Origin of the sequence: Marinobacter gudaonensis, from assembly GCF_900115175.1 — a bacterium.
GTDB lineage: Bacteria > Pseudomonadota > Gammaproteobacteria > Pseudomonadales > Oleiphilaceae > Marinobacter > Marinobacter gudaonensis.
Genome location: NZ_FOYV01000001.1, coordinates 854,559 through 877,694 on the forward strand (window position 1 = coordinate 854,559; position 23,136 = coordinate 877,694).

A 23,136-nucleotide genomic window follows, 5' to 3' on the forward strand; every position below is an offset into this window, starting at 1 on the left:
GATGAACCATCTGTTTGTAGACAACCTGACCGTTATCGATTTTGCCTACCTTGACCCGACCCGGGGCCTGGTGGGTGAAAGCTGGATTGCGGATGTGGTGCTCGGTGGTGAGCTGGACGAACAGGGCATGGTGTTCGATTTCAGTAACGTGAAACGCACCATCAAACGGGTCATTGATGAGCGGGTTGACCACCGGCTGGTGATTCCCCGCGGGTATCAGGGGCTGTCCTGGAACGAGGAGAAGCCAGACACCTTTTCCTGGGCCCTCACCGACGGCAGCGAGATCCTTCACCGTTCCCCGGATGAGGCCATTGTCTGGCTATCCGCGGACCGTGTAGTACCTTCGGCGGTTGCAGAATTGCTCGAGCGGGAAATCAAAGCCGTACTTCCCGCCAACGTGACGTCGGTGGAAATCAATCTCCGCGAAGAGGAGATAGATGGTGCCTACTATCACTACGTGCACGGACTCAAAAAGCATCTGGGCAATTGCCAGCGCATCGCCCACGGCCACCGCTCACCGATCCGGATTGATCGAAACGGCCATCGCGATTACGACCTGGAGCGCCGCTGGGCGACCCTGTGGCGGGACATCTACGTCGGTTCTGAAGAAGACGTGGTGCGTCGTCACGTGGGCGAAGACGGTGTTCGGTATGTCACCTTCGAGTACGAAGCCAATCAGGGCGAATTTGCACTCGTTCTTCCGGAAGAGCGGGTGTACATGCTGGATACGGACACCACCGTGGAACTCATTGCCGCTCACATGGCGGACAAGCTGAAGGTGGAATTCCCGACCGACAGTATCCGTGTGAAGGCTTTTGAGGGAGTGGGCAAAGGGGCAATTGCCATCCGCTGACGAAGGGCGCACCTCTCCCTTCCCGGAATCAATCAGACAGACACAAAAAAACCGCCACGAAGGCGGTTTTTTTGATGGCTTACCGGTGGACTAAACCGTCAAGCCGTATTGGCGTCCCCTAGGGGGTTCGAACCCCTGTTGCCGCCGTGAAAGGGCGGAGTCCTAGGCCACTAGACGAAGGGGACTAGAAATTGGTGGAGCCAAGCGGGATCGAACCGCTGACCTCAACACTGCCAGTGTTGCGCTCTCCCAGCTGAGCTATGGCCCCTCAACGGCTGCGTATATTAAGGATCCGCCCTATGGGCGTCAACCTTTTGAACACACTTTTTTTCAGTTTTCTGAACGTCCCTGTCCAGATCGATTACTTCTTCGCCAAACCGGTTATTACGCGCCCAGTGCGGCGTATTCCTTTTCCACTTTCTTGGTTTCCTTCTTGGAGAACCCACCCATCACGTCCAGCGCGTGCCGCAGTCGCGAGCGGGTCATATCGGGTCCCAGCAGGGCCATGGAGTCCATCACCGACCAGGAGTTGGGTGTTCCGGCAATCGCCACGAAGATGGCGAACATGAAATCCCCCATCTTCAGATCCATGGCCTTGGCCAGCGCCTTGATGTCGGCAAAGATGGTGTCCTTGCTCCAGTGGCGCTGAGCCTCCAGCCTCCAGAGAGTGAACTGCAACACCCGCTTGATCTGGGCTTCGTCCAGTTTGTTGTGGGCAAAATCCTCGGGCTTGAGGTTGAGCATGCCGGAGAACATGAACTGGGCCATGGGTGCCACATCGGAGAACACTTCCGCCCGACCCTTGATATGCGGCACCAGGGCCCGGAGGGCATCTTCATTGAACCACCACTGGCGCATGCGCTCGATGAACTGTTCTTCGCTCAGCTCGTCACGCAGCCACTGGCCGTTCAGCCAGCGAAGCTTCTCGACATCAAACACCGGGCCGCCCAGGGAAACACGCTGAATGTCGAAGTTCTCGATCATTTCATCCAGGGTGAATTTCTCCCGTTCGTCGGGCATGGACCAACCCATCCGGCCCAGATAGTTGGTGACCGCCTCCGGCAGGAAACCCATCCGCTCGTAGAAGTTGATGCTGGTAGGGTTCTTGCGCTTGGACAGCTTGCTCTTGTCGGGATTGCGCAGCAGCGGCAAGTGGCACAGCACCGGCATGTCCCAGCCAAAATACTGGTACAGAAGCTTGTGCTTGGGGGCGGAGTTGATCCACTCCTCACCCCTCAGCACGTGAGTGATGCCCATCAGGTGATCGTCAACCACGTTGGCCAGGTGATAGGTGGGCATGCCGTCAGACTTGAGCAGGATCTGGCAATCCACCTGAGCCCAGTCGATCTCGATGGTGCCGCGGAGCATGTCGTCGATTTCGCAGACACCTTCATCAGGCACCTTCATCCGGATCACGTAGGCCTCGCCCGCATCCAGACGACGCTTCACCTCCTCTTCCGGCAACTCCAGGTCGCCCTTTATACCGGGGTTGAGTCCCTGGGCCTTGCGTTCCTCGCGAATGGCCTCGAGCTCTTCAGGCGTACGGAAGCAATAGAAGGCATGGCCCGCCGTTACCAGGTCTTCGGCATACTGGCGATAGGAATGCTTGCGCTCAGACTGGCGATACGGACCGTGGGGGCCACCGACATCGGGACCTTCGTCCCAGTTCAGGCCCAGCCAGCGCAACGCCTTCAAAATATCCTGTTCGGATTCGGCGGTGCTCCGGGCCTGGTCAGTGTCTTCAATCCGAAGAATAAACTGGCCACCGTGCTGGCGGGCGAAACAAAGATTAAACAGGGCCACGTAGGCGGTACCAACGTGAGGATCACCGGTGGGTGACGGAGCAATTCGGGTACGTACAGTCATGAAACCTTCCTGAAATCAGTGGCCGTTAAAAGGCACGCATTATACCGGCCATCGCCCACTTTCGCATGACCCTCATATTTGTTATATTATAACATTACTTTTCAGACACAGGACTCAGTGCCCATGCGCGTTTCCCTAAAAGCCATCAGCCTGGCGTTTGGCGCCCTGGCGTTCAGCAACGCCTCACAGGCAGCCATTCAGATCGTCGCCTCCATCAAACCGGTCGAACTGATCGTTCGCGCCGTGGCCACGGACGACATGCAGTCCACCACCCTGGTACCACCCGGCTCAAGCCCGCACACCTACAGCATGAAGCCGTCCGAACGCCGGGCGCTCGAGGAAGCAGAGGTGATCTTCTGGGTGGGGCCGGAAATGGAAACATTCCTGAGTCGACTGGTTTCCGGAAAGGAGTTCCGGCACCGGGCTGTGGCCCTCATGGTCCCAGACCAGACGATTACTGAGGACGATGGACACGGGCACGACGACCACGACAACACCCACCGCGAGCACGCGGACCACGCTGGTGATGACGATCACGGCCACGATGCGCCGGCACACGACGACGGCCACAACCACGGGGACGGCGAAGATCCGCACATCTGGCTTGATCCGGAACTGGCCATTGAGATGGCGCGGACCATCCACCAGACCCTGTCAGCGCTTGAAGGCGTGGACACTCGTGCGCTGGACAGCAACCTGGCGCGTTTCACGGACAGCGTGCGGGAAATGGACGGAACAATCCGCAGGCAGTTGGCACCCGCCCACGAGATCAGCCTGTTTGCCTACCACAACGCCTTCAACCGGTTCGCCGGGCATTACGATCTGCAGCTGGACGGCGTCCTCACCCTCAATCCAGAGCTTTCTCCCGGCGCACGCCATATCGCCGGGGTGCAGGACAAGCTGCGCAAGGCCAATCATCCCTGCCTGCTCACCGAGCCCCAGTTCAATCGCCAATGGTGGCGTTCGATCACCCAGGGCCTGAATGTCACCTTCAGCACCTGGGACCCCCTGGCCACGGACGTGGCGGTGTCAGCGGACGGCTACAACCAGTTCCAGCAACGCATCGTCGACGCCGTGCTCAAATGCCTACCAGAGAATACTCAACATCAGGGGAATGGAGGCAATCGCCAGTAAGGTCTGGCCGCTGATGATGCCCGCCATCAGGGGGGCATCGCCTCCCAGCTGGCGCGCCAGGATATACGCCGAGGTGGCCGTAGGCAGCGCCGAAAGAAGCACCGCGACCTGAACCATCAGGCCGTCGAGCCCCAACATCCAGGCCAGCCCGGCCGTCATCAGCGGGAACGCCACCAGCTTCAACACCGAGGACACGATAAAGGGCATGGAAGCACCGCGAAGCGCCTTCAATTGCAGCCCGGCCCCAACCGTCATCAGCCCCATGGGCAATGCCAGGTTGCTCAGGGGTTCCAGAATGCCGGCGAGCAGCGGATGGAAACCGAACTCGAAGAAACTCCAGATAACCCCCACCACAGATCCCACAATGAGCGGGTTGGTGATGATAGCCCGAAGCACTGGCCCAAGCCGAACCGGGCCGTCTGAGGCCACCAGCGAGAACATGAGTATGCACAGCAGGTTCAGCAGCGGCACCATAATGGCCACCGCAATGGCGGTGAGAGAGAGCCCCTGATCGCCCAGAAGCATACCGCCTGCCGCCAGCCCCACGTAGGAGTTGAACCGGATCGCCCCCTGATAAACTGACGAGAACACAGGCCCCTGCCAGCGCCAGATCCACTGCGCCAGCACCAATACCAATGTCATGCTCAAGAGCATGGCTACTATCAGCACAGCAATATCGCCGTAGGCAGACACCGGCAATCGAGCCTGCCCCAGCTTGAACACCAGCATGGCCGGAAAGAGCACATAATAGGTAAAACGCTCCGCCTGGGGCCAGAAATCGCCTCCCGGAAAATCCAGACGCCGGAACAAGTGCCCCAACATGATCAGGACAAACACCGGCAACAGGGCCTGGACCATCAGTGGCATCGCTACTACTCCAATCCGGGGAAACAGGCGCCAGTCTACTCGCAGGCCTGCCCTGCTGCTATAGGATCAACGGCTGACCAGAAAATCCGTCAGCCGGCGCGTCAGGCTCCCCGGGAGCAGCTTATTGGTGAACCAGAGCAACCGTGCCCGCTTGCCTGGAATGATCAGAAACCGTCGCCGGTCGATGCCACGACGAATCTGCTCAACGGCATATTCCACCGGCAGTGTACCTGCCATCAACTTCAGAGTTTCAGTCTGTTTGGGACGGTTCTTGCGCTCTTCAACCACCAGCGGCGTCTCGACCTCCGGCGGACAGACCAGAGACACAGCAATGCCACGGGGCGCCAACTCGATACGCAAAACCTCGGCCAGACCCACTACGCCGTATTTGGCGGCGCAGTATGCCGAATATCCGTAACACCCCAGCAACCCGGCGATGGACGCCACGAATGCCAGTTGGGAGCCGGACTGCAGATATGGCAACACTGCCGCGGCCACGTGCCGGGAACCCAGCAGGTTGATATTGATCAGTCGCGTGTAGGCCTCATCACTAATCTCCTCAAAGGGCGCTGCGATGCAGATGCCTGCACAGTGAATGACCAGATCCGGCCCCTGCTCCGCCGCAGCCTCGGCGATGACTTTGCGAACCTGTGCGGGGTCACAGACGTCCATGGCGAACGCCCGCACCGGTCCCGCTTCGGGGATGGCTGAAAGCTCGGCGACCGCACCTTGGGTGGGCTGGATATCAAACAGGGTAACTGCACAGCCAGAGCCCGCATAGTCACGGGCGAGCTGGAGGCCGATGCCACTGGCGCCGCCGGTGATGAAGATGTGGGCCACTTCTTTGGTCGTTGGATAAATTTGGGACATACTTTCGCCCTGGGGTTCAGGAGTTACCCAGAATAATAGTCGGACCGAGCTCCAAAACCTTTGTCCGCGATGACCGACCCGTCGTGTCGGAGAGTCAACGCGCTTCGAGCGACCACTCAGAAGAGCGCCGTTTTTCAGCGATGTAATCAGCGATGTAAAGAGTGTCCACATGAATCAGCAACCGAGCACACCCTTCAGATTCCGCTTCCGCGTGCGCTACGGCGAGTGCGACGCCCAGGGCGTGGTCTTCAATGCCCGCTACGGGGACTTTGTAGACATCGCCGTTAACGAATACATTCGGGTACTGTTCGGGGACTATCAGCGCCTGCTGGATCAGGACCTGGACTTTCAGGTGGTGAGTTTTACCGTGAACTGGAAAGCGCCGGCCCGGTTTGATGATGTTCTGGAAGCCCGGGTGCGCACCGGGCGGATCGGGAACACCTCGTTCACCCTGCACCTGGAGTTTTACCGATACAGTGACGGCCAGTTCATCGCGGATTCCTCGATCACCGATGTGATGATCCGGCCTTCGAGCATGTCCAAGCTGGCCGTTCCGGATTCTATCCGGGCTCGGCTCGAGCAAGGCGCGCCCGGCGTTCTGATCAGCCACGCGGGCGAGGACGGACTGCCCTGAATCGTTTAGGGTTATCGAAAATACCGGTTTGCCTTGATTTTACTCATTGATTAGGATCGCCCGCCTTTCACTGCACCAAATCAGGGCATAACCGGTTATGGGATTACGGAACGAGCAACTGCGCTGGCAACTGGTCCGGGGACTGGTCCGGACCTTACATCTCGAGCGATTGGCAAACCGTTACAGCCGAACCACGGTGATGGCCGTATTCAATCTGATCAACGGTGGTTTGAGCATTGCGCTGGTCTCCTTTGTTGCCCTGGTCACCCAGGAAGCCTTTATCTTTCCATCCCTGGGCGCTACGGCCTTTATCCTGTTCTATGTTCCTCTTGCCCAGCCGGCGTCACCAAGAAACACACTGTGCGGCCACCTGATCGGGGCGTTGGCGGGGCTACTGAGCCTGTACCTGTTTGGCCTGCAGCACCACCCTTCCGCCTTTGTCACGGGTGTCGACCTGGCACGCGTGGGTGCCGCGTCGCTCTCGCTGGGGCTGACGGGGTGCCTGATGGTGTTGCTGCGAGTGGCCCACCCACCTGCGGGCGCGACGGCACTGATTGTGTCCCTGGGGTTGATGCCCGACCCGGCCCAACTGCCTATACTGATGGCCGGCGTTGGTTTGCTTCTCGTTCATGCCTTTATAATGAACCGGCTTGCCGGCATTCCTTATCCGGTCTGGTCGACCCGACCAACGGCACCGGCTACGACGGTATCTTTGCCGTGAGGATGGAATAGCAGGGCCAATGAGGAGACGAGGCCATGAGTGATTTTTTCGGAACAGAGCTACCAGTTATCCAGGCGCCCATGGCGGGTGTTCAGGACCACAGGCTGGCCGCGGCGGTCTCGAACGCAGGCGGCTTGGGTTCTCTCCCTTGCGCCATGCTTGGCGCCGATGCCCTGCGCGCTGAACTTGAAACATTGAAAGCAGCCACCGGGCGCCCATTTAACGTCAACTTCTTCGCCCATAGGCCTCCTGTTCAGGTTGAAGCAGACGAACGAAAGTGGCGCCGGGCACTGGAACCCTTCTACCAGGAATTCGGTATCAATCCGGATTCCATCGAATCCGGGCCCGGCCGAATGCCCTTCAATGAGGAATCGGCCGGTATTGTGGAAGAGTTCTGCCCCGCGGTTGTAAGTTTTCACTTCGGCCTGCCAGAGCCCTCTCTGATGGAGCGGGTACGCAGAACGGGCGCCAAAGTTCTGTCCACGGCGACCACCGTTGAAGAAGCCGTCTGGCTAGAGCAACACGGTGTCGACGCCATCATTGCCCAGGGCCTTGAGGCCGGTGGCCACAGGGGCATCTTCCTGACCACAGACATGACTACCCAAATGGGTACCTTTGCCCTGCTGCGCCAGGTCGTCGCTGCGGTGAAAATCCCGGTGATTGCTGCCGGCGGCATTGCCGATGCCCGGGGCGTGAAAGCCGCTCTGGATCTTGGCGCTGTCGCCGCCCAGGTGGGCACCGCCTTTCTGTTGTGTCGAGAGGCAACCACAAGGCCAGTGCACAGAGAAGCACTGAAAAGCCAGAATGCCCGGCATACTGCCATTACCAATGTGTTCTCGGGAGGCCCCGCACGGGGCATTGTAAATCGGGTGGTCCGGGAGCTTGGCCCGCTCTGCCGTGAGGCTCCCCCATTTCCTCTTGCCACAGGGGCAATCGCACCACTCCGGACGGCTGCCGAGGCGGCTGGCTCTGGAGATTTTTCACCACTCTGGTGCGGGCAGAACGCATCTGGCTGCCACGAAGGTTCGGCCGCCGAGCTGCTTGAAAGGCTCGTACCCTGACAAACGGAACCGTGGTGGTGGACTAACACCGCACCCGGGCTTCGCCAAAGCCCTACGGAAATCAGCCGGCCAACCCTGTTAAACTAGGCGCTTTCAGGAGCGTAAGAACCAGCCTTTACCCGCAATTCAGTCAATCAGGTAACCGAAATGTCAGTCATAGCATCACCTACCGCCACAACAAGCGAACCCGGCCTTTCCCGCCGCTTCTGCGTGGCCCCGATGATGGACTGGACCACGAGCCACTATCGCTATCTGGCCCGGCAGCTGAGTCGACACACGCTCCTGTACACCGAGATGGTCACCACCGGCGCCCTCATTCATGGCGACACGGCCCGCTTTCTTCGCCACGACGAAGCCGAGTACCCGCTCGCGCTCCAGCTCGGTGGCAGCGATGCCGGTGAGCTGGCCCATTGCGCAAAGCTGGCCCGGGACTACGGGTTTGATGAGGTTAACCTGAACGTGGGTTGCCCGAGCGATCGCGTGCAGAACAACATGATTGGCGCCTGTCTGATGGGCCATCCCGACAAGGTGGCGGAGGGGGTACAGGCGATGATCGAGGCCACAGACCTACCGGTGACGGTCAAGCACCGCATTGGCATTGATGGTCGGGAATCCTGGGACGACCTCTGCGAGTTTGTGGAGAAAGTGGCCGCCGCCGGTTGCAGGACCTTTATCGTACATGCCCGTATTGCCATTCTTGAGGGCTTGAGCCCGAAGGAAAATCGCGAAGTTCCGCCGCTCAAATACGACTGGGTGTACCGGCTCAAGGCGAAATATCCGGAGCTTGAGATCATCATTAACGGCGGCATCAAGACCTTTGACGAGTGCCACGAGCATCTGCGTCACACCGACGGTGTGATGCTCGGACGTGAGGCTTACCATAATCCGTGGCTGCTGGCCGGTGTGGACTCGGAGTTCTTTGGCACCGACGCGCCGGTGCGCACCAGACACGAAGCGTTACGCGCCATGCTGCCGTTTATCCAGAGTGAACTGGAGCGGGGCGTTTACCTTACCCATATGTCCCGGCACTTGCTCGGTCTGTTCCATGGCCAGCCCGGAGGCCGCCAGTTCCGACGCTACATCAGCGAAAACGCCCACAAATCCGGCGCAGGCCTCGAAGTCATCGAAACAGCGCTCGATAAAGTGCGCGAATCCGACGCCGAGATTGCCGAAGCGTAACCGGCGTCAATCACCGCCATACCTTTTGTTGTCTTGTTCCTGTCAGGACGGCCCGTTATTGTAGGCGTATAGCCAGCGCCCGGGAGTCGGGCGTACCAGTAACAGATCAACCGGGACGACAGAACGAATGACCAGCAAGCTTGAACAACTGAAAGCCATGACCACAGTCGTGGCCGACACCGGCGATATCGAGGCCATTGCCAAGTGGCGGCCGGAAGATGCCACCACGAATCCGTCGCTGCTGCTGAAAGCCGCCGCGTCCGACGCCTACCGCCCGATGCTGGACAAAGCCGTGGCCGAGGCTCGCCGGCAGGGCGGATCCGACGCCGAGCAGCTGACTGTAGCAACGGATACCCTGGCGGTACTGGCCGGCAAAGAGATCCTGGGCCTGATCCCGGGCGTGGTATCCACCGAGGTGGATGCGCGCCTGTCCTTTGACACCGCGGCCACTCTGGAACGCGCCCGCCGACTGGTGGAGCTGTACGATCGCCAGGGCGTGGATACCAGCCGCGTACTGATCAAGATAGCCTCCACCTGGGAGGGCATTCGCGCGGCCGAACAGCTTGAGAAAGAGGGCATCCGTTGCAACCTTACCCTGTTGTTCTCGTTTATCCAGGCCGCCGCCTGCGCCCAGGCGGGTGCCTTCCTGATTTCACCCTTCGTGGGCCGCATCCTTGATTGGCACCTGGCAAACAGTGGTCGGGACAGCTACGCCGCCGCGGAGGATCCCGGGGTATTGTCGGTAAGCCGGATCTACAATTACTACAAGGCAAACGGGTTCGATACCGTGGTCATGGGCGCCAGCTTCCGGAACACCGGGGAGATTGAGATGCTGGCCGGCTGCGACCGCCTCACCATCAGCCCGGCCCTTCTGCAGGAACTCCAGGACGATGCTGGAGAACTGCCGCGCCGACTGGCTCCTGAATCGGCCAGCAGCCAGGACCGTCCAGGTGCCATCGATGAAAAGTTGTTCCGGTGGGAGTCTAACGAAGACGCCATGGCCACGGAAAAACTGGCCGATGGCATTCGCCGGTTCACCGCCGACCAGATTGAGCTTGAACACCGGGTCCGGCAGCTTGCCAAAGCCGCCTGAGATCAGACCCGAACGACCGTAACGGAGAAGAAAGCCTGACCATGATCGAGCGTCTGAAAATGCTCTTTGCCGGCCCCGAGGGCAACCAGCCGGAACCCGACAGCCACCAACTGGCAGTGGCGGCCACCGCGCTGATGGTTCAGTTGTCGAGGGTGGACCAGCACGAGGACGAACGGGAACTGAAGGCCATTGTCGACGGCGCGGTAAAAGCCCACCAGGTGTCCCGGGAGGAAGCCGAGGAAATCCTGGCCGATGCACTCAGCCATGCTGACGACGCCGTCTCGATGTACGAGTTTACCGGTTTGATCAACGAGCACCTCAACCAAGAGGATAAACAGGCCCTGCTCGAAAGCATCTGGCGCGTGGCCTTTGCCGACGGTCGTATCGATAAATACGAGGAACACCTTATTCGCCGCATGGCGGACCTGCTGCATCTTAATCACAGAGAATACATGCAGGCGCGGCACCGGGCCGAAGGCACCGGTTCCTGAAAGGAGACATCATGCTAGCCATTCTGCATCCGAACATTTCGCTGGACAGCGAGGAGTACCGCACCACCCTGCACTACCTGGAGCATCTGCCGGGAGTATCGATCCGGGTCCACGAGGTACAGGGTGCCAGCCAGCGGTTAACCGAGATCTATCTCCTCGGGGAAACCAAGTCCCTCAACAAGGAAGAAATCGAGGCCCTTCCCGCTGTCGAGCGCGCCATCCGTATCTCGGAAGACTACCGGATCCTTGGCCGGCACCGGGACGATCGGCGCCAGAGCGGGTTCACCTACAACGGCGTGGAGTTCAGCCAGTCCAACCTGAATGTCTTTGCGGGGCTCTGCGCCGTGGACGTGCCAGAACACGTTGAAATGATGATGCAGGCCCTGGAAGATCACGGAGAGGTATGCACGCGCATGGGCGCCTACAAGCCGCGTACCAACCCCTATTCATTCCAGGGCCATGGCAAAGGCTGCCTGCCCTGGGTGTTCGAGAAGGCGGGCAAGCACGGTATCAAGGTGATCGCCATGGAGATCACCCACGAGAGCCACATTGAGGAAATCGACAACTGCCTGGAAAAGCTCGGGCGGCCAACTGGTGTCATGCTGCAGGTGGGCACCCGCAATACCCAGAACTTTGAATTGCTGAAGGCTATTGGCCGTCAGAACACCTATCCGGTTCTGCTCAAGCGGGGCTTCGGTATTACCCTGAACGAATCCCTGAACGCAGCCGAATATCTGGCCAGCGAGGGTAATGCTAACGTCATTTTCTGCCTGCGCGGCATGAAAACCGAGGCCGGCCAGCCGCACCGGAACATGGTGGACTTTGCCCATGTGCCCGCCGTCAAGCGCCTCACACGTATGCCCGTGTGCGTGGACCCATCCCATTCCGTGGGCAGCCGGGAACAGTCCCCCGAAGGCATCCTGGATGTCATGCACGCCACCGCCCAGGGCGTCATTGCCGGCGCCAACATGGTACTGGTGGATTTCCACCCGAAGCCGGAAAAGGCTCTGGTGGATGGCCCACAAGCCCTGTTGATGAATGAATTACCGGCGTACCTGGAGGACATCCGGCTCTGCCACGACACCTGGAAAAAACGCCAGGCCATCTATGATCGGCTGAAGGAAAACGCAGCAGAATGATCGTATACGGACACAGGGGCGCCAAGGGAGAAGCGCCTGAAAACACACTTCCCGGCTTTCGCCATGCCTATCGACACGGCATCCGTCATTTCGAACTGGATCTCGTGTTGTCCAAGGATGGAATACCGGTTCTGGTGCACGACCTCTCGGTAGACCGCACCACCTATCTCAAGGGCGACATCAGCCAGTTTACCGCCCGGGAGCTGGCCGCCATGGACGCGCGGCGAAACACCAGCTCCTGGCCCACGGCAGCCGGCATTCCGTCGCTGGAGGACCTGCTGGATCAGTTCGATGACCTGGAGCACCTGCAACTGGAGGTGAAGAAGGACAAGCGCCCGCGACTCAACATCCTTTCCAATCGGCTGACAGAAATCATCCAGCGCAGGGATCTCTACGAAAAGGTCGCGATTACCTCGTCAGACACCTGGTTCCTTAACGAAATCCGGCGCCGCAACCGTAACATCCGCATTGGCCTGGTGAGCGACCGAAAATTCCCTAAGCCCCTTAATGTCGCAACCCGCCTGAACTGCGAATACCTCTGCATCAACTGGAGGCTCTGCTCGAAGGAACTGGTGAGCATGGCTCATCGGCGAGGAATGCACGTCTCCACCTGGACGGTAAACCGCATTCACGACATGTTGCAGCTGGAAGGAATGGGCGTAGACAGCATCATTACCGACTATCCCACAAGCACACGAATTTTCTTCGATAACCGGTCCCGGACGCTACTGAACCTCCCCGGACAGGAAGCATCGACGACCGCACCCGAGCCCAAGGCGGAAGAGAGATTCCGCCTGAGCCCCAGTTCACGCTGAGCCGGATCAGAAGATCCGGTTCAGGCCATTCAGGGCAGCTACGCGGTATGCTTCTGCCATGGTCGGATAGTTGAACGTCGTGTTGATAAAGTAGTTCAGGGAGTTGGCCTCCCCTTCCTGGTTCATGATGGCCTGGCCGATGTGCACGATCTCGGCGGCCTGGTCACCAAAGCAGTGAATCCCCAGGATTTGGCGCGTTTCCCGGTGGAACAGGATCTTGAGCATGCCCACCGCCTCACCGGTAATCTGGGCGCGCGCCAGGTCCTTGAAGAACGCCTGCCCCACTTCGTAGGGTACCTTGGCCTCGGTCAGCTCGCGCTCTGTCTTGCCTACGGAGCTGATCTCAGGAATGGTGTAGATGCCGGTTGGAACGTCCGAAACGAACCGGAAGTACTCGTCCTGAACGATATCCGAGGAGGCTGAGCGACCCTGGTCGTAGGCAGCGCTGGCCAGGCTCGGCCAGCCAATCACGTCGCCGGCGGCGTAGACATTTTCCACCTCGGTCCGATAGTGCTCGTCCACAGCCAGTTGGCCACGGCCATTGGGCACCAGACCAATGTTTTCCAGACCAAGCTTCTCGGTATTACCGCTGCGCCCATTACACCAGAGGAAGGCATCGGCCCGGATTTTCTTGCCCGACTGCAGCGAAAGCACCACGCCGTGGTCATCGCCCACCACGCTTTCATACTGCTCGTTGTGACGCACCAGCACGCCGTTGTTCCTCAGGTGGTAGCTCAGTGCATCGGAAATCTCGTCATCCAGGAATGTCAGCAGGCGGCTGCCCGGGTTGATGAGATCCACTTTCACGCCCAGACCAGCAAAGATCGAGGCGTATTCCGAGCCGATAACCCCGGCGCCGTAGATTACGAGTGTACGCGGCGTGTGCGACAGGTTGAGGATGGTGTCAGAGTTGTAGATCCGGTGGTGGCGAAAATCCACATCGGGCGGCAGGTAAGGCCGGGAGCCGGTGGCAATGATCGCCTGCTTGAAGTGCAGGATTTCCGAGGACTTGCTACCACGGACTTCAATGCGGTTTTTATCGATGAAGGAAGCCCGGCCGTTGATCAGATCCACCCGGTTGCGGGCGTAGAACTGAGTCCGCAACTTTACCTGTTTACCGATCACCTTCTGGGCATTCTGGAGCACCCTCGGGAAGGAGAACCAACGGGGCTCGCCGATATCCCGGAACATCTGGTTGGTGTTGAAGGTAATGATCTGCTTGACGGAGTGACGCAGCGCCTTTGAGGGGATGGTTCCCCAGTGAGTGCAGTTACCACCAACGGTCGGCTTGTCCTCGATGATCGCGACACGTTTGCCGTGTTTCGTCGCATTCATCGCCGCGCCTTCGCCGGACGGTCCGGCGCCGATAACGACGACGTCGTAATGATGTTCTGCCATGCGCGCAGTGACTCCTTATCTACGTCGTGGATATGTATTGTGCGTCAACAACACCAGGTCGGCTTATTGCCCGTCGGCCTTGGTCGCATCGTAAGCGAGCTCTTCACTGCCCTTCCTGGAAAGGCGCTCGTTTTCCTCTTCGCATTTTTTGGTGTTGCCACCACAGATCTCGCAGGACTGGCTGATGCCGAGTGCACCGATGCCGCCACAGGTGCCACTAATCGGCTTGCGACCGAACATCACGCCGATCGACATGGCCGCCACCAACAGCACCACAATAAACAGAACCAGAAGAAAGGTACCCATGTTGCCCTCCCCTATTGAGTCACAAAGGACGAAAAGGCCGGCGTCTGATGCGTTTCAAAGCCGTCTTCCGTCCGGACAATAAAATAGGCGGGAATGTTTTCCCGCACCGCCAGTTCGTTGGCTCTCTCGTATCCCATCACGTTAAAGCCCGTTGCCAGGGCATCAGCGGTCATGCAGTCGTCCGCCAGAACCGTTACCGATGCCAGGTTATGAGTGATTGGCTCACCCGTCTCAGGGTCAATTGTATGGGAATAACGCCGACCTTCCGATTCGTAATAATTACGATAATCACCCGATGTTGCCATAGCGCGGGATTCCAGCGCCACCACACGATTTACCTGCCGCCCCTCAGACACCGGCTGCTCAATCGCCAGCCGCCAGGCGATACCATCAGGCTTGCGGCCGTTCACACGCACCTCGCCGCCTATCTCCACCAGATAGGCCTGGATGCCCTCGCCCTCGAGAAACCGAGCCACCACGTCCACGCCGTAGCCCTTGGCAATGGCTGAAAGATCAACGTATTGGGCTGGCGTCGCCCTGACTGCCGGCGGCTCTGCCCTCAGCTCGAGCTTTTCAAAACCGGTAGCAGCGAGCAACTGGGCCAGCGCCTCTGGCGAAGGCACCTGTTCTGGCCGCGCCTCGGGCCCAAAACCCCACAGGTTGACCACCGGACCAATGGTCACGTCAAAGGCGCCATTGGTCAGCCTGGAGACACCATGGGCGGCCTGAAGCACTTCCAGCAGGCCGCTTGAAACCGGTACCCATTCAGACTGGTCGTCCATCCGATTGAATCGGGAGAGTTCCGAATCGGCGCGCCAGGTGGACATGGACGCGTCCACCTCCTCCAGAACGGTTTCGATGCCGCTGGCCAGAGTCTCGAGCCTTTCCTGATCGTCCGTCAATACGACATTAATGTGGTAGGTGGTGCCGAATACAGGGCCGGAGATCTCCCAGACCTGTTCCTCGGGCTGAAACGAACAACCCGCCAGAACAACCAGGGCCAGCGCTGAAAGCGCGCTGGCCAGGGTCACCCTGGCGGGTCGAATCATGCGGGATGTCATCAGTCGTGCTTAGCCCCCGAAGTCATCCAGCATGATGTTCTCATCTTCGACACCCAGATCCTTGAGCATCTTGATGACGGATGCGTTCATGATAGGGGGCCCGCACATGTAGAACTCACAGTCCTCAGGTGCCGGATGGTCCTTCAGGTAGTTTTCGTAAAGCACGTTGTGGATAAAGCCGGTCGGGCCTTCCCAGTTGTCTTCCGGCAGTGCGTCAGACAGGGCCACGTGCCACTCGAAGTTGTCGTTCTCTTCCTGGAGCATGTCGAAGTCTTCCACGTAGAACATCTCGCGGACGCTTCGTGCCCCGTACCAGAAGCTGATCTTGCGCTTGGAGTTCAAACGCTTGAGCTGGTCGAAGATGTGAGAGCGCATCGGCGCCATACCGGCACCACCACCGATGAACACCATCTCGGCATCGGTCTTCTTGGCGAAGAACTCACCGAACGGCCCCATCACGGTCACCTTGTCACCTGGCTTCAGATTGAACACATAGCTGGACATGATGCCCGGCGGATGGTCGGTACCTGGAGGCGGTGTAGCAATACGGATGTTGAACTTGAGCACGCCCTTCTCTTCCGGGTAGTTCGCCATAGAGTAAGCCCGGATGGTCTCTTCCTTGTTGACGGCCTTGTAGCGCCAGATGTTGTGCTTGTCCCAGTCCTCGTGGAATTCTTCCTCGATATCGAAGTCCTTGAAATCGATCTCGTAGGGAGGACACTCCAGCTGGACGTAACCGCCGGCGCGGAAGTCGACTTCCTCACCTTCAGGCAGCTTCAGTACCAGTTCCTTGATGAAAGTGGCAACGTTGTGGTTGGAGATAACCTCGCACTCCCACTTCTTCACACCGAAGAATTCCTCCGGCACTTCCACCTTCATGTCCTGCTTCACCGGAACTTGGCAAGACAAACGCCAGCCTTCCTTTTCCTCACGGTTGGTGAAGTGGGTCTTTTCCGTGGGCAGCATGGCGCCGCCACCTTCCAGAACCTTGCACTTGCACTGGGCGCAGGTACCGCCGCCGCCACAGGCGGAGGACAGGAAAATACCGTTGTTGGCCAGCGTACCGAGCAGCTTGCCGCCGGCTTCGGTCTTGACCGTGTGCTCAGGGTCGTCGTTGATCTCGATAGTCACATCACCGGTGCTTACCAGCCTGGACCGGGCCGCAAGAATCACTGCGACCAGGGCCAGTACGATAACGGTGAACATGACCACGCCAAGAATGATTTCTGTATTCATGGTCTCGCCTTTTCGTTAAACCGAATCACCGGGTGAATTACAGTGAGATACCAGAGAAGGACATGAAGCCCAGGGACATCAGACCAACCGTAATGAAGGTGATGCCCAGGCCACGCAAGCCCTCGGGAACGTCACTGTACTTGAGCTTCTCACGGATACCCGCCAATGCAACAATAGCCAGGGCCCAGCCAAGGCCGGCACCGAAGCCGTACACCAGACTCTCGCCGAAGGTGTAATCCCGCTCAACCATGAACAGGGAGGCACCCAGAATGGCGCAGTTCACGGTGATCAGCGGCAGGAACACACCCAACGCGGCATAAAGAGCCGGGATGTACTTGTCCAGTACCATTTCCATGATCTGGACGATCGCGGCGATAACACCGATGTACGTCAGCAGGCCGAGAAAGCTCAGGTCCACGTTCGGCAAACCGGCCCACGCCAGCGCTCCCTCACGGAGAATGCTGTTGTAGAGCAGGTTGTTTACGGGAACGGTGACTGTCAGTACAACCACTACGGCAATACCGAGACCGGTTGCCGCCTCAATCTTCTTGGAGATGGCCAGGAAGGTGCACATCCCCAGGAAGAACGCCAACGCCATGTTTTCAACGAAAACGGCCTTAAGAATCAGACTGATATAGTGTTCCATCAGAAGGCCTCCTTGGCGACGTGACGAGACATCTTGTAATCCGGCTCTTCAACCTGCTCCGGTTTCCAGGTACGCAGGCCCCAGATTGCCAGACCAATAATGAAGAACGCGCTCGGCGGAAGCAGCAACAGGCCGTTCGGAATGTACCATCCGCCCTCGTTGACGACGGGCATGATAGACACGCCGAACAGCGAGCCGGCGCCCAGCAGTTCACGGAAGAACGCCACGAAGATCAGCAGTACGGAATAGCCAAGGCCGTTGCCGATGCCGTCGAGGAAGCTGAGCCACGGGCCATTTTTCATGGCGAAGCCTTCCGCCCGGCCCATCACGATGCAGTTGGTAATGATCAGACCGACAAACACCGAGAGCTGCTTGGATATTTCATAGGCGTAGGCCTTGAGCACCTGATCCACCACGATAACCAGGGAGGCAATGATGGTCATCTGCACGATGATCCGGATGCTGCCAGGAATCTGGGTCCGCACCAGCGAAACCGCCAGGTTGGAGAACGCCGTTACCGCGGTTACCGCAGCACACATAACCAGGGTCACGTTCATGCTGGTGGTCACCGCCAGCGCAGAACAGATACCCAGGATCTGCAGGGCAATCGGGTTGTTGCTGAAGATTGGTTCGAAGAGAACCTGTTTGGCGGATGCATCTGCCATGATCAGACCTCCCCTTCACGAAGTTTTTTCAGGAAAGGCGCGTATCCGCGGTCGCCCATCCAGTAATTGACAAGCTGCTGCACACCACGACTGGTCAGGGTAGCACCGGAAAGCGCATCAACCTTGTGCTCCTTTTCCGGCGTGTTGGCACTGACACCACCTTTCACCAGCTGGATCTGCGGCTCGGTCTTGTCCTCGTTGTAGAGTTCCTTGCCGGTCCATTGCTGCTTCCAGCGAGGGTTGTCGACTTCACCGCCCAGTCCCGGTGTTTCAGCGTGGGCATAAAAGCCGAGGCCCTCAATGGTGTTCAGATCGCCTTCAAGCGAGATGAACCCGTACAGCGTTGACCAGAGGCCATAACCGTGAATCGGCAGAACCACTCGGGTGATCTCGCCGTTCTCGCTCATGGTGTAAACCTTGGCTACGTTGGGCCGGCGCTTGATGCCCGCCTTGTCTTCCGAGGAAGGAATGTTGACCGACATGGCCGGATCAGACGCCGCCTTGTACATGTCGTACTTCATCGGGTCCTGCACGCCCACGGCGGACGGCTCGACGAACTCACCGCTGTCGAGGTCCACCAGCCGGACGTCGAACTGAGCGAACTGCTGTTCGATTTCATCGGCACTGGAGCCGGGCTCCAGCATGCCTGCGGCCGACAGGATGTTAGTCTTGATATCGAGATTCTGGTTCTTGATCTGCGCCGGGCGCAGCATCACGGCCGCGGTGGAAACCACAACCGAGAAGGCAATGCTCAGAACCAGCGCAACGATCAGTGTGCGGGAGACGGTTTCTTTAGCTTTAGCCACGAGCAAGCCTCCGTTTGATGTTGGCCTGAACCACGTAGTGGTCCATCAGCGGCGCAAACAGGTTAGCGAACAGGATCGCCAGCATGATGCCTTCCGGGAAGGCCGGGTTGATCACGCGGATCAGCACGGTCATCACGCCTACGAGGATGCCGAAGCACCAGCGACCGGTGTTGGTCATGGCCGCTGAGACAGGATCCGTTGCCATGAACATCATGCCGAAGGCGAAGCCTCCCATCACGAGATGCCAGTGGGCCGGCACACCGAAGAACGGGTTGGTGTCAGAGCCAACCAGGTTCAGCAGCAGCGACATGCCAATCATGCCGATCAACACACCACCCACGATCCGGTAGCTGGCGATCTTCATGACCAGCAGGATCAGGCCTCCGATGAGAATGGCCAGGGTGGAGGTTTCACCCATGGAACCCTGAATGGTGCCGATGAAGGCGTTCATCCAGCCAATCTGGCTCTCGAGCGCCTCCAGTCCGCCAGACGCCGCCCAGCTCAGGGCAGTTGCGCCGCTGAAGCCATCGACGGCGGTCCACACGGTGTCACCGGAAATCTGGGCCGGATAGGCAAAGTACAGGAACGCGCGACCGGTCAGCGCCGGGTTCAGGAAGTTCTTGCCGGTACCGCCAAACACTTCCTTGCCGATCACCACGCCGAAGGTAATACCAAGGGCCACCTGCCACAGCGGGATGGTGGGCGGGCAGATCAGCGCGAACAGCACGGAGGTTACAAAGAAGCCTTCGTTCACTTCGTGACGACGGACGGTGGCAAACAGGACTTCCCAGAAGCCACCCACCACGAACGTCACGAAGTAGATGGGCACAAAGTACGCCATGCCGTAGACGAAGTTATCCCACACGCCGGCACCGGCACCGGTTACCGCCAGCGCCTGGATAAAGGCCGTGCGCAAACCGCCATCGGCCACCATGGCATCCGGATTGGCGGCAAGGAAGCTGTTGGCCTGGAAACCAATGTTCCACATACCGAAGAACATGGCGGGGAAGGTGCACAGCCACACGGTAATCATGATGCGCTTGAGATCAACGCCATCACGCACATGAGCCGTGGTCGAGGTCACCTTTCCCGGAGTATAGAAAATGGTGTCCACGGCTTCGTAGAGCGCGTACCAGCGCTCATACTTGCCGCCCTTCTCAAAATGATGCTCGATTCCATCGAGAAACTGTCTGATAGCCATCGTATTAGCCCTCGATCTCGATTCGGGTCAGGTTCTCGCGGAGAATCGGACCGTACTCATATTTACCCGGGCACACGAATGTGCACAGCGCCAGATCTTCTTCATCCAGCTCCAGTGCACCGAGCTTCTGTGCCATTTCGGTGTCGCCGACAATCAGCGAACGCAGCAACTGGGTCGGCAGGATGTCCAGGGGCATGATCTGTTCATAGGCACCCACCGGAACCATGGCACGCTCACTGCCGTTGGTGGTGGTGGTGAAATTGAACAGCTTGCCGCGCGTCAGCTTGGACAGGTAGATGTTGAGCACCGAGAACTTGTTGGGGCCCGGCGACAGCCAGCCCATGAACTCGCGCTTGTTGCCCTCCTCCAGCACCGACACCTGGTTGGCAAAACGACCCAGGTAGGCACAGGGGCCATCCGCCCGGCGACCGCCGAACACGGATCCGGAAATGGCCCGCACGTCGCAGTCTGTGGCAATCTCGCCGTCCAGGAGTTCCGGCAGGCAGGCACCGACACGGGTACGCACCAGCCGTGGCGTCAGGGCCTTCGGACCGCCGATGGCCACGATCCGCTCGACCGGCAACTCGCCGGTTTCGAACAGCTTGGCGATGTCGATCACGTCCTGATAATTGATGGTCCAGACCGTCTTGCTCACGGAAACAGGATCAAGATGATGGATATGGGTACCCACATTGCCAGCCGGATGCACACCGTCAAACTGGTGCACTTCCACCGCATCTGACTTGGGAACAGACACATTGGAGCCGGGCTTGCCAGTCACGAAGACTTTGCCGGTGGTCAGCCTGGTGAGCAGGGTCAGGCCTTTCTCGAACGCCTGGCTGTTCTCCTGGATGATCACGGTCGGATCGGCCGCCAGAGGGTTGGTGTCCATGACCGAGACAAAAATGGAATGGGGGGCCGAGTCGATTGCCGGCACCTTGCTGTAAGGACGCGTCTTGAACGCCGTCCAGAGTCCCGACTCCACCAGATTGTCGACAACCTGCTGACGTTCCAGGCCCGGCAGGTCTGCCTCACTGTAACGGGCAAAGGTTTCCGCATCGTCGCCATCAATTTCGATCACGATCGACTGGAACACCCGCCGCTCACCACGGTTGATTTCTTTCACCACGCCGGCAGCCGGAGAAGTGTAACGAACGCCCTCGGTCTTCTTGTCCGTGAACAGCAGCGTGCCGCGCTTGACACGGTCTCCCTCTTTCACAGCCATTGTCGGCTTCATGCCGATATAGTCAAAACCGATCAACGCCACGTGGCGAACGGGTTTGCCATCTGTAATGGTCTGTTCGGGAGCGCCGCTGATGGGAAGATCCAGGCCTTTTTTGATCTTGATCATTAGCCTCGTCCAATCATCAGAAACTGTTTAATGGATTCGTAACGCCCGACCACTGCGGCCCAGGAAGTGAATGAGAAACGGAGTGCCAGACGTACCCAAAATCGCGCCAATTATAAGGATTAAGGAATTCTATTTCCACCAGAAACCGGAATGGGTTTGTACCGCTTCGTAAACCGCTCAATTCACACTCTGACACAAAAGAAAAACCCCGACAGCTCTCGCTGCCGGGGTTTTCAGGGCCCGCATGCTCAACGGGAGACCAGGCGCAAATCAGTCCCGTGCGCGCTTGGGAAAGATCGGATAAGTAACGCCGGCCATCTGGTTGACCACGCGAACCACCTGGGCGCTGTAGCCGAACTCGTTGTCGTACCATACATACAGGATCAGGCGCTTGCCGCCGGCAATGGTTGCCTGCGCATCCACCACACCCGCATGACGGGAGCCAACAAAATCCGTGGACACTACCTCCGGTGAATTCACGAAATCGATCTGCTTCTGCAACTCAGAGTGCAGAGCCATATCCCTCAGGTAGTCGTTCACCCCGGCAACATCCACCTCTTTCTTGAGGTTCAGGTTCAGGATAGCCATGGACACATTAGGTGTCGGCACCCGGATGGCGTTACCGGTCAGCTTGCCTTTCAGGGCCGGCAGGGCCTTGGCCACGGCCTTGGCCGCGCCTGTCTCGGTAATGACCATGTTCAGAGGTGCGCTGCGGCCGCGGCGACTGCCCTTGTGGTAGTTGTCGATCAGGTTCTGGTCGTTGGTATAGGAGTGCACGGTCTCCACGTGACCGTCTTCAATCCCGTACTCGTCATCAATCGCCTTCAGCACCGGGGTGATGGCATTGGTGGTACAGGAAGCAGCCGAGAGAATCTTGTCCTCGTCGGTGATCCAGTCGTTGTTGATGCCATAGACGATGTTCTTGATATCGCCCTTGCCCGGGGCGGTCAGGATAACCCGGCTTACGCCCTTCGACTTGAGGTGCAGACCAAGGCCGGCTTCGTCACGCCATTTGCCGGTGTTGTCCACCACAATCGCATTATTGATGCCGTACTGGGTGTAATCCACTTTGTCCGGGCCGTCGGAATAAATCACCTTGATGTAGTTGCCGTTGGCAATCAGGGCGGATTCCTTCTCATCCACGGTGATGGTGCCGTCGAACGGGCCGTGAACGGAGTCGCGGCGCAGCAGGCTGGCGCGTTTCTCAAGATCGTTGTCGGCACCGCCGTTACGAACCACGATCGCGCGCAGACGCAGGTTGTTGCCGCCGCCGGCCTTCTCGATCAGGATACGGGCGAGCAAACGACCGATTCGGCCGAAACCATACAACACAACGTCTTTGGTGTCCTTGCTGGCGTCTTCCTCGGATTGCGCCGGATACTGCCCCACAATCGGCCCGATTTCGCGCTTGAGAAACTCGGTCAGATCGCCACCCTCGGCCTTGAACTTGACGGCGAGCTTGCCGATGTCGACGTGGGCACGACCCAGCTCCAGCTTGTCCATGGCCTGCAGAATGGGCAGCGTGTCGTGAACCGACAGCTCGCTGTCCTCAACCTGACGCACAAAGCGGTGAGCTCGGATGATATCGATCACCGACTGGTTGATGATGGCGCGGCCATACACAGACGTAACCACGTTGTTCTTGCGGTAGAGACGGCCGATCAGCGGAATCATGGCTTCCGCAGTGGATTCTCTTTCCGTCCAGTTGGACAGGTGCTGATTGATCTGTTCGTGACTCACGCT

Annotated in this window: 23 protein-coding genes and 2 tRNA genes; 10 read left to right on the plus strand and 15 right to left on the minus strand. The window is 58.8% G+C overall.

What is annotated here, in order from left to right:
• Position 1: 1 nt before the first annotated feature.
• Positions 2 to 853: a 6-carboxytetrahydropterin synthase gene (locus BM344_RS03860; RefSeq protein ID WP_091986231.1), complete on the plus strand. Its 852-nt coding sequence runs from the start codon at positions 2 to 4 to the stop codon at positions 851 to 853.
• Positions 854 to 962: 109 nt separating this feature from the next.
• On the opposite strand, the gene BM344_RS03865 is transcribed toward BM344_RS03860, so the two are convergent.
• The 3 genes from BM344_RS03865 to gltX form a co-directional block, all read right to left on the minus strand.
• Positions 963 to 1,038, minus strand: a tRNA-Glu gene (locus tag BM344_RS03865).
• A gap of 7 nt (positions 1,039 to 1,045) precedes the next feature.
• Positions 1,046 to 1,121, minus strand: a tRNA-Ala gene (locus BM344_RS03870).
• 116 nt (positions 1,122 to 1,237) lie between these two features.
• Positions 1,238 to 2,719 (minus strand): glutamate--tRNA ligase, encoded by a 1,482-nt coding sequence (gltX, locus tag BM344_RS03875; protein WP_091986233.1) that lies wholly within the window; start codon positions 2,717 to 2,719, stop codon positions 1,238 to 1,240.
• Positions 2,720 to 2,842: 123 nt separating this feature from the next.
• Here gltX and BM344_RS03880 point away from each other — a divergent pair, with 123 nt between their 5' ends.
• Entirely contained in the window at positions 2,843 to 3,853 is a 1,011-nt protein-coding gene (locus tag BM344_RS03880; protein WP_091986236.1) for a zinc ABC transporter substrate-binding protein, read from the plus strand.
• Here BM344_RS03880 and BM344_RS03885 read toward each other — a convergent pair.
• Both BM344_RS03885 and BM344_RS03890 read right to left on the minus strand, forming a co-directional pair.
• Complete coding sequence (locus BM344_RS03885) at positions 3,806 to 4,720, minus strand: AEC family transporter (protein ID WP_091986238.1); 915 nt, start codon at positions 4,718 to 4,720, stop codon at positions 3,806 to 3,808. The two genes, BM344_RS03880 and BM344_RS03885, sit on opposite strands and share 48 nt — an antisense overlap.
• A 66-nt stretch (positions 4,721 to 4,786) precedes the next feature.
• Positions 4,787 to 5,590 carry an SDR family oxidoreductase gene (locus BM344_RS03890; RefSeq protein ID WP_091986241.1) on the minus strand — a complete coding sequence of 268 codons (804 nt, stop codon included), beginning with the start codon at positions 5,588 to 5,590 and terminating at the stop codon, positions 4,787 to 4,789.
• Between the two features lie 169 nt (positions 5,591 to 5,759).
• Here BM344_RS03890 and BM344_RS03895 point away from each other — a divergent pair, with 169 nt between their 5' ends.
• From BM344_RS03895 to BM344_RS03930, 8 genes are all read left to right on the plus strand, one after another.
• On the plus strand, positions 5,760 to 6,224 hold the full coding sequence (locus BM344_RS03895; protein WP_091986243.1) for an acyl-CoA thioesterase: 465 nt from the start codon (positions 5,760 to 5,762) through the stop codon (positions 6,222 to 6,224).
• Between the two features lie 97 nt (positions 6,225 to 6,321).
• On the plus strand, positions 6,322 to 6,945 hold the full coding sequence (locus BM344_RS03900; RefSeq protein WP_091986244.1) for an HPP family protein: 624 nt from the start codon (positions 6,322 to 6,324) through the stop codon (positions 6,943 to 6,945).
• Positions 6,946 to 6,980: 35 nt separating this feature from the next.
• Positions 6,981 to 8,006 (plus strand): NAD(P)H-dependent flavin oxidoreductase, encoded by a 1,026-nt coding sequence (locus BM344_RS03905; protein WP_091986247.1) that lies wholly within the window; start codon positions 6,981 to 6,983, stop codon positions 8,004 to 8,006.
• A 147-nt stretch (positions 8,007 to 8,153) separates the two neighbouring features.
• Positions 8,154 to 9,185 (plus strand): tRNA dihydrouridine(20/20a) synthase DusA, encoded by a 1,032-nt coding sequence (gene dusA, locus BM344_RS03910; protein WP_091986248.1) that lies wholly within the window; start codon positions 8,154 to 8,156, stop codon positions 9,183 to 9,185.
• Between the two features lie 127 nt (positions 9,186 to 9,312).
• Positions 9,313 to 10,278: a transaldolase gene (gene tal, locus BM344_RS03915; protein ID WP_091986251.1), complete on the plus strand. Its 966-nt coding sequence runs from the start codon at positions 9,313 to 9,315 to the stop codon at positions 10,276 to 10,278.
• Positions 10,279 to 10,319: 41 nt separating this feature from the next.
• Positions 10,320 to 10,769, plus strand: a complete 450-nt coding sequence (locus BM344_RS03920) for a tellurite resistance TerB family protein (protein WP_091986253.1) — start codon at positions 10,320 to 10,322, stop codon at positions 10,767 to 10,769.
• Positions 10,770 to 10,780: 11 nt separating this feature from the next.
• Positions 10,781 to 11,908, plus strand: a complete 1,128-nt coding sequence (locus BM344_RS03925; RefSeq protein ID WP_091986256.1) for a 3-deoxy-7-phosphoheptulonate synthase — start codon at positions 10,781 to 10,783, stop codon at positions 11,906 to 11,908.
• Positions 11,905 to 12,723, plus strand: a complete 819-nt coding sequence (locus BM344_RS03930) for a glycerophosphodiester phosphodiesterase (RefSeq protein WP_091986257.1) — start codon at positions 11,905 to 11,907, stop codon at positions 12,721 to 12,723. Before BM344_RS03925 ends, BM344_RS03930 begins: the two co-directional genes overlap by 4 nt.
• Positions 12,724 to 12,729: 6 nt before the next feature.
• Here the strand turns inward: BM344_RS03930 and sthA are convergent, their stop codons facing one another.
• The 10 genes from sthA to BM344_RS03980 form a co-directional block, all read right to left on the minus strand.
• On the minus strand, positions 12,730 to 14,121 hold the full coding sequence (sthA, locus tag BM344_RS03935; protein WP_091986260.1) for a Si-specific NAD(P)(+) transhydrogenase: 1,392 nt from the start codon (positions 14,119 to 14,121) through the stop codon (positions 12,730 to 12,732).
• A gap of 63 nt (positions 14,122 to 14,184) precedes the next feature.
• Complete coding sequence (gene nqrM / locus BM344_RS03940; protein WP_091986261.1) at positions 14,185 to 14,427, minus strand: (Na+)-NQR maturation NqrM; 243 nt, start codon at positions 14,425 to 14,427, stop codon at positions 14,185 to 14,187.
• Positions 14,428 to 14,438: 11 nt separating this feature from the next.
• A complete protein-coding gene (locus BM344_RS03945) occupies positions 14,439 to 15,488 on the minus strand; it encodes an FAD:protein FMN transferase (RefSeq protein ID WP_091986263.1) in 1,050 nt (349 codons plus the stop codon).
• A 9-nt stretch (positions 15,489 to 15,497) separates the two neighbouring features.
• On the minus strand, positions 15,498 to 16,724 hold the full coding sequence (gene nqrF, locus BM344_RS03950) for an NADH:ubiquinone reductase (Na(+)-transporting) subunit F (RefSeq protein ID WP_091986264.1): 1,227 nt from the start codon (positions 16,722 to 16,724) through the stop codon (positions 15,498 to 15,500).
• Between the two features lie 37 nt (positions 16,725 to 16,761).
• The gene (nqrE, locus tag BM344_RS03955; RefSeq protein ID WP_091986266.1) at positions 16,762 to 17,370 is read right to left on the minus strand and encodes an NADH:ubiquinone reductase (Na(+)-transporting) subunit E; all 609 of its coding nucleotides are present in this window, start codon (positions 17,368 to 17,370) and stop codon (positions 16,762 to 16,764) included.
• Positions 17,370 to 18,035, minus strand: coding sequence for an NADH:ubiquinone reductase (Na(+)-transporting) subunit D (locus BM344_RS03960; RefSeq protein WP_091986267.1), 666 nt, complete (start codon positions 18,033 to 18,035; stop codon positions 17,370 to 17,372). The genes nqrE and BM344_RS03960 overlap by 1 nt, the downstream gene beginning before the upstream one ends.
• A gap of 2 nt (positions 18,036 to 18,037) precedes the next feature.
• Positions 18,038 to 18,841: a Na(+)-translocating NADH-quinone reductase subunit C gene (locus BM344_RS03965; protein ID WP_091986269.1), complete on the minus strand. Its 804-nt coding sequence runs from the start codon at positions 18,839 to 18,841 to the stop codon at positions 18,038 to 18,040.
• On the minus strand, positions 18,834 to 20,042 hold the full coding sequence (locus BM344_RS03970) for an NADH:ubiquinone reductase (Na(+)-transporting) subunit B (RefSeq protein ID WP_091986270.1): 1,209 nt from the start codon (positions 20,040 to 20,042) through the stop codon (positions 18,834 to 18,836). Before BM344_RS03970 ends, BM344_RS03965 begins: the two co-directional genes overlap by 8 nt.
• 4 nt (positions 20,043 to 20,046) lie before the next feature.
• Positions 20,047 to 21,393 (minus strand): Na(+)-translocating NADH-quinone reductase subunit A, encoded by a 1,347-nt coding sequence (locus BM344_RS03975; RefSeq protein WP_091986272.1) that lies wholly within the window; start codon positions 21,391 to 21,393, stop codon positions 20,047 to 20,049.
• Positions 21,394 to 21,663: 270 nt separating this feature from the next.
• Positions 21,664 to 23,067, minus strand: a complete 1,404-nt coding sequence (locus tag BM344_RS03980) for a glyceraldehyde-3-phosphate dehydrogenase (protein WP_407656841.1) — start codon at positions 23,065 to 23,067, stop codon at positions 21,664 to 21,666.
• Positions 23,068 to 23,136: the final 69 nt, after the last annotated feature.

Bases quoted from the DNA above. Each gene is read 5' to 3' on its own strand.
- BM344_RS03925 (WP_091986256.1), top strand. From the start codon at position 10,781: ATGCTAGCCATTCTGCATCCGAACATTTCGCTGGACAGCGAGGAGTAC.
- tal (WP_091986251.1), top strand. From the start codon at position 9,313: ATGACCAGCAAGCTTGAACAACTGAAAGCCATGACCACAGTCGTGGCC.
- BM344_RS03930 (WP_091986257.1), top strand. From the start codon at position 11,905: ATGATCGTATACGGACACAGGGGCGCCAAGGGAGAAGCGCCTGAAAAC.
- BM344_RS03860 (WP_091986231.1), top strand. From the start codon at position 2: ATGAACCATCTGTTTGTAGACAACCTGACCGTTATCGATTTTGCCTAC.
- BM344_RS03980 (WP_407656841.1), bottom strand. From the start codon at position 23,067: ATGATTCCGCTGATCGGCCGTCTCTACCGCAAGAACAACGTGGTTACG.
- sthA (WP_091986260.1), bottom strand. From the start codon at position 14,121: ATGGCAGAACATCATTACGACGTCGTCGTTATCGGCGCCGGACCGTCC.
- nqrE (WP_091986266.1), bottom strand. From the start codon at position 17,370: ATGGAACACTATATCAGTCTGATTCTTAAGGCCGTTTTCGTTGAAAAC.
- BM344_RS03900 (WP_091986244.1), top strand. From the start codon at position 6,322: ATGGGATTACGGAACGAGCAACTGCGCTGGCAACTGGTCCGGGGACTG.
- BM344_RS03920 (WP_091986253.1), top strand. From the start codon at position 10,320: ATGATCGAGCGTCTGAAAATGCTCTTTGCCGGCCCCGAGGGCAACCAG.
- nqrM (WP_091986261.1), bottom strand. From the start codon at position 14,427: ATGGGTACCTTTCTTCTGGTTCTGTTTATTGTGGTGCTGTTGGTGGCG.
- BM344_RS03880 (WP_091986236.1), top strand. From the start codon at position 2,843: ATGCGCGTTTCCCTAAAAGCCATCAGCCTGGCGTTTGGCGCCCTGGCG.
- BM344_RS03905 (WP_091986247.1), top strand. From the start codon at position 6,981: ATGAGTGATTTTTTCGGAACAGAGCTACCAGTTATCCAGGCGCCCATG.
- BM344_RS03885 (WP_091986238.1), bottom strand. From the start codon at position 4,720: ATGCCACTGATGGTCCAGGCCCTGTTGCCGGTGTTTGTCCTGATCATG.
- gltX (WP_091986233.1), bottom strand. From the start codon at position 2,719: ATGACTGTACGTACCCGAATTGCTCCGTCACCCACCGGTGATCCTCAC.
- BM344_RS03960 (WP_091986267.1), bottom strand. From the start codon at position 18,035: ATGGCAGATGCATCCGCCAAACAGGTTCTCTTCGAACCAATCTTCAGC.
- BM344_RS03975 (WP_091986272.1), bottom strand. From the start codon at position 21,393: ATGATCAAGATCAAAAAAGGCCTGGATCTTCCCATCAGCGGCGCTCCC.
- BM344_RS03890 (WP_091986241.1), bottom strand. From the start codon at position 5,590: ATGTCCCAAATTTATCCAACGACCAAAGAAGTGGCCCACATCTTCATC.
- dusA (WP_091986248.1), top strand. From the start codon at position 8,154: ATGTCAGTCATAGCATCACCTACCGCCACAACAAGCGAACCCGGCCTT.
- nqrF (WP_091986264.1), bottom strand. From the start codon at position 16,724: ATGAATACAGAAATCATTCTTGGCGTGGTCATGTTCACCGTTATCGTA.
- BM344_RS03895 (WP_091986243.1), top strand. From the start codon at position 5,760: ATGAATCAGCAACCGAGCACACCCTTCAGATTCCGCTTCCGCGTGCGC.
- BM344_RS03970 (WP_091986270.1), bottom strand. From the start codon at position 20,042: ATGGCTATCAGACAGTTTCTCGATGGAATCGAGCATCATTTTGAGAAG.
- BM344_RS03945 (WP_091986263.1), bottom strand. From the start codon at position 15,488: ATGACATCCCGCATGATTCGACCCGCCAGGGTGACCCTGGCCAGCGCG.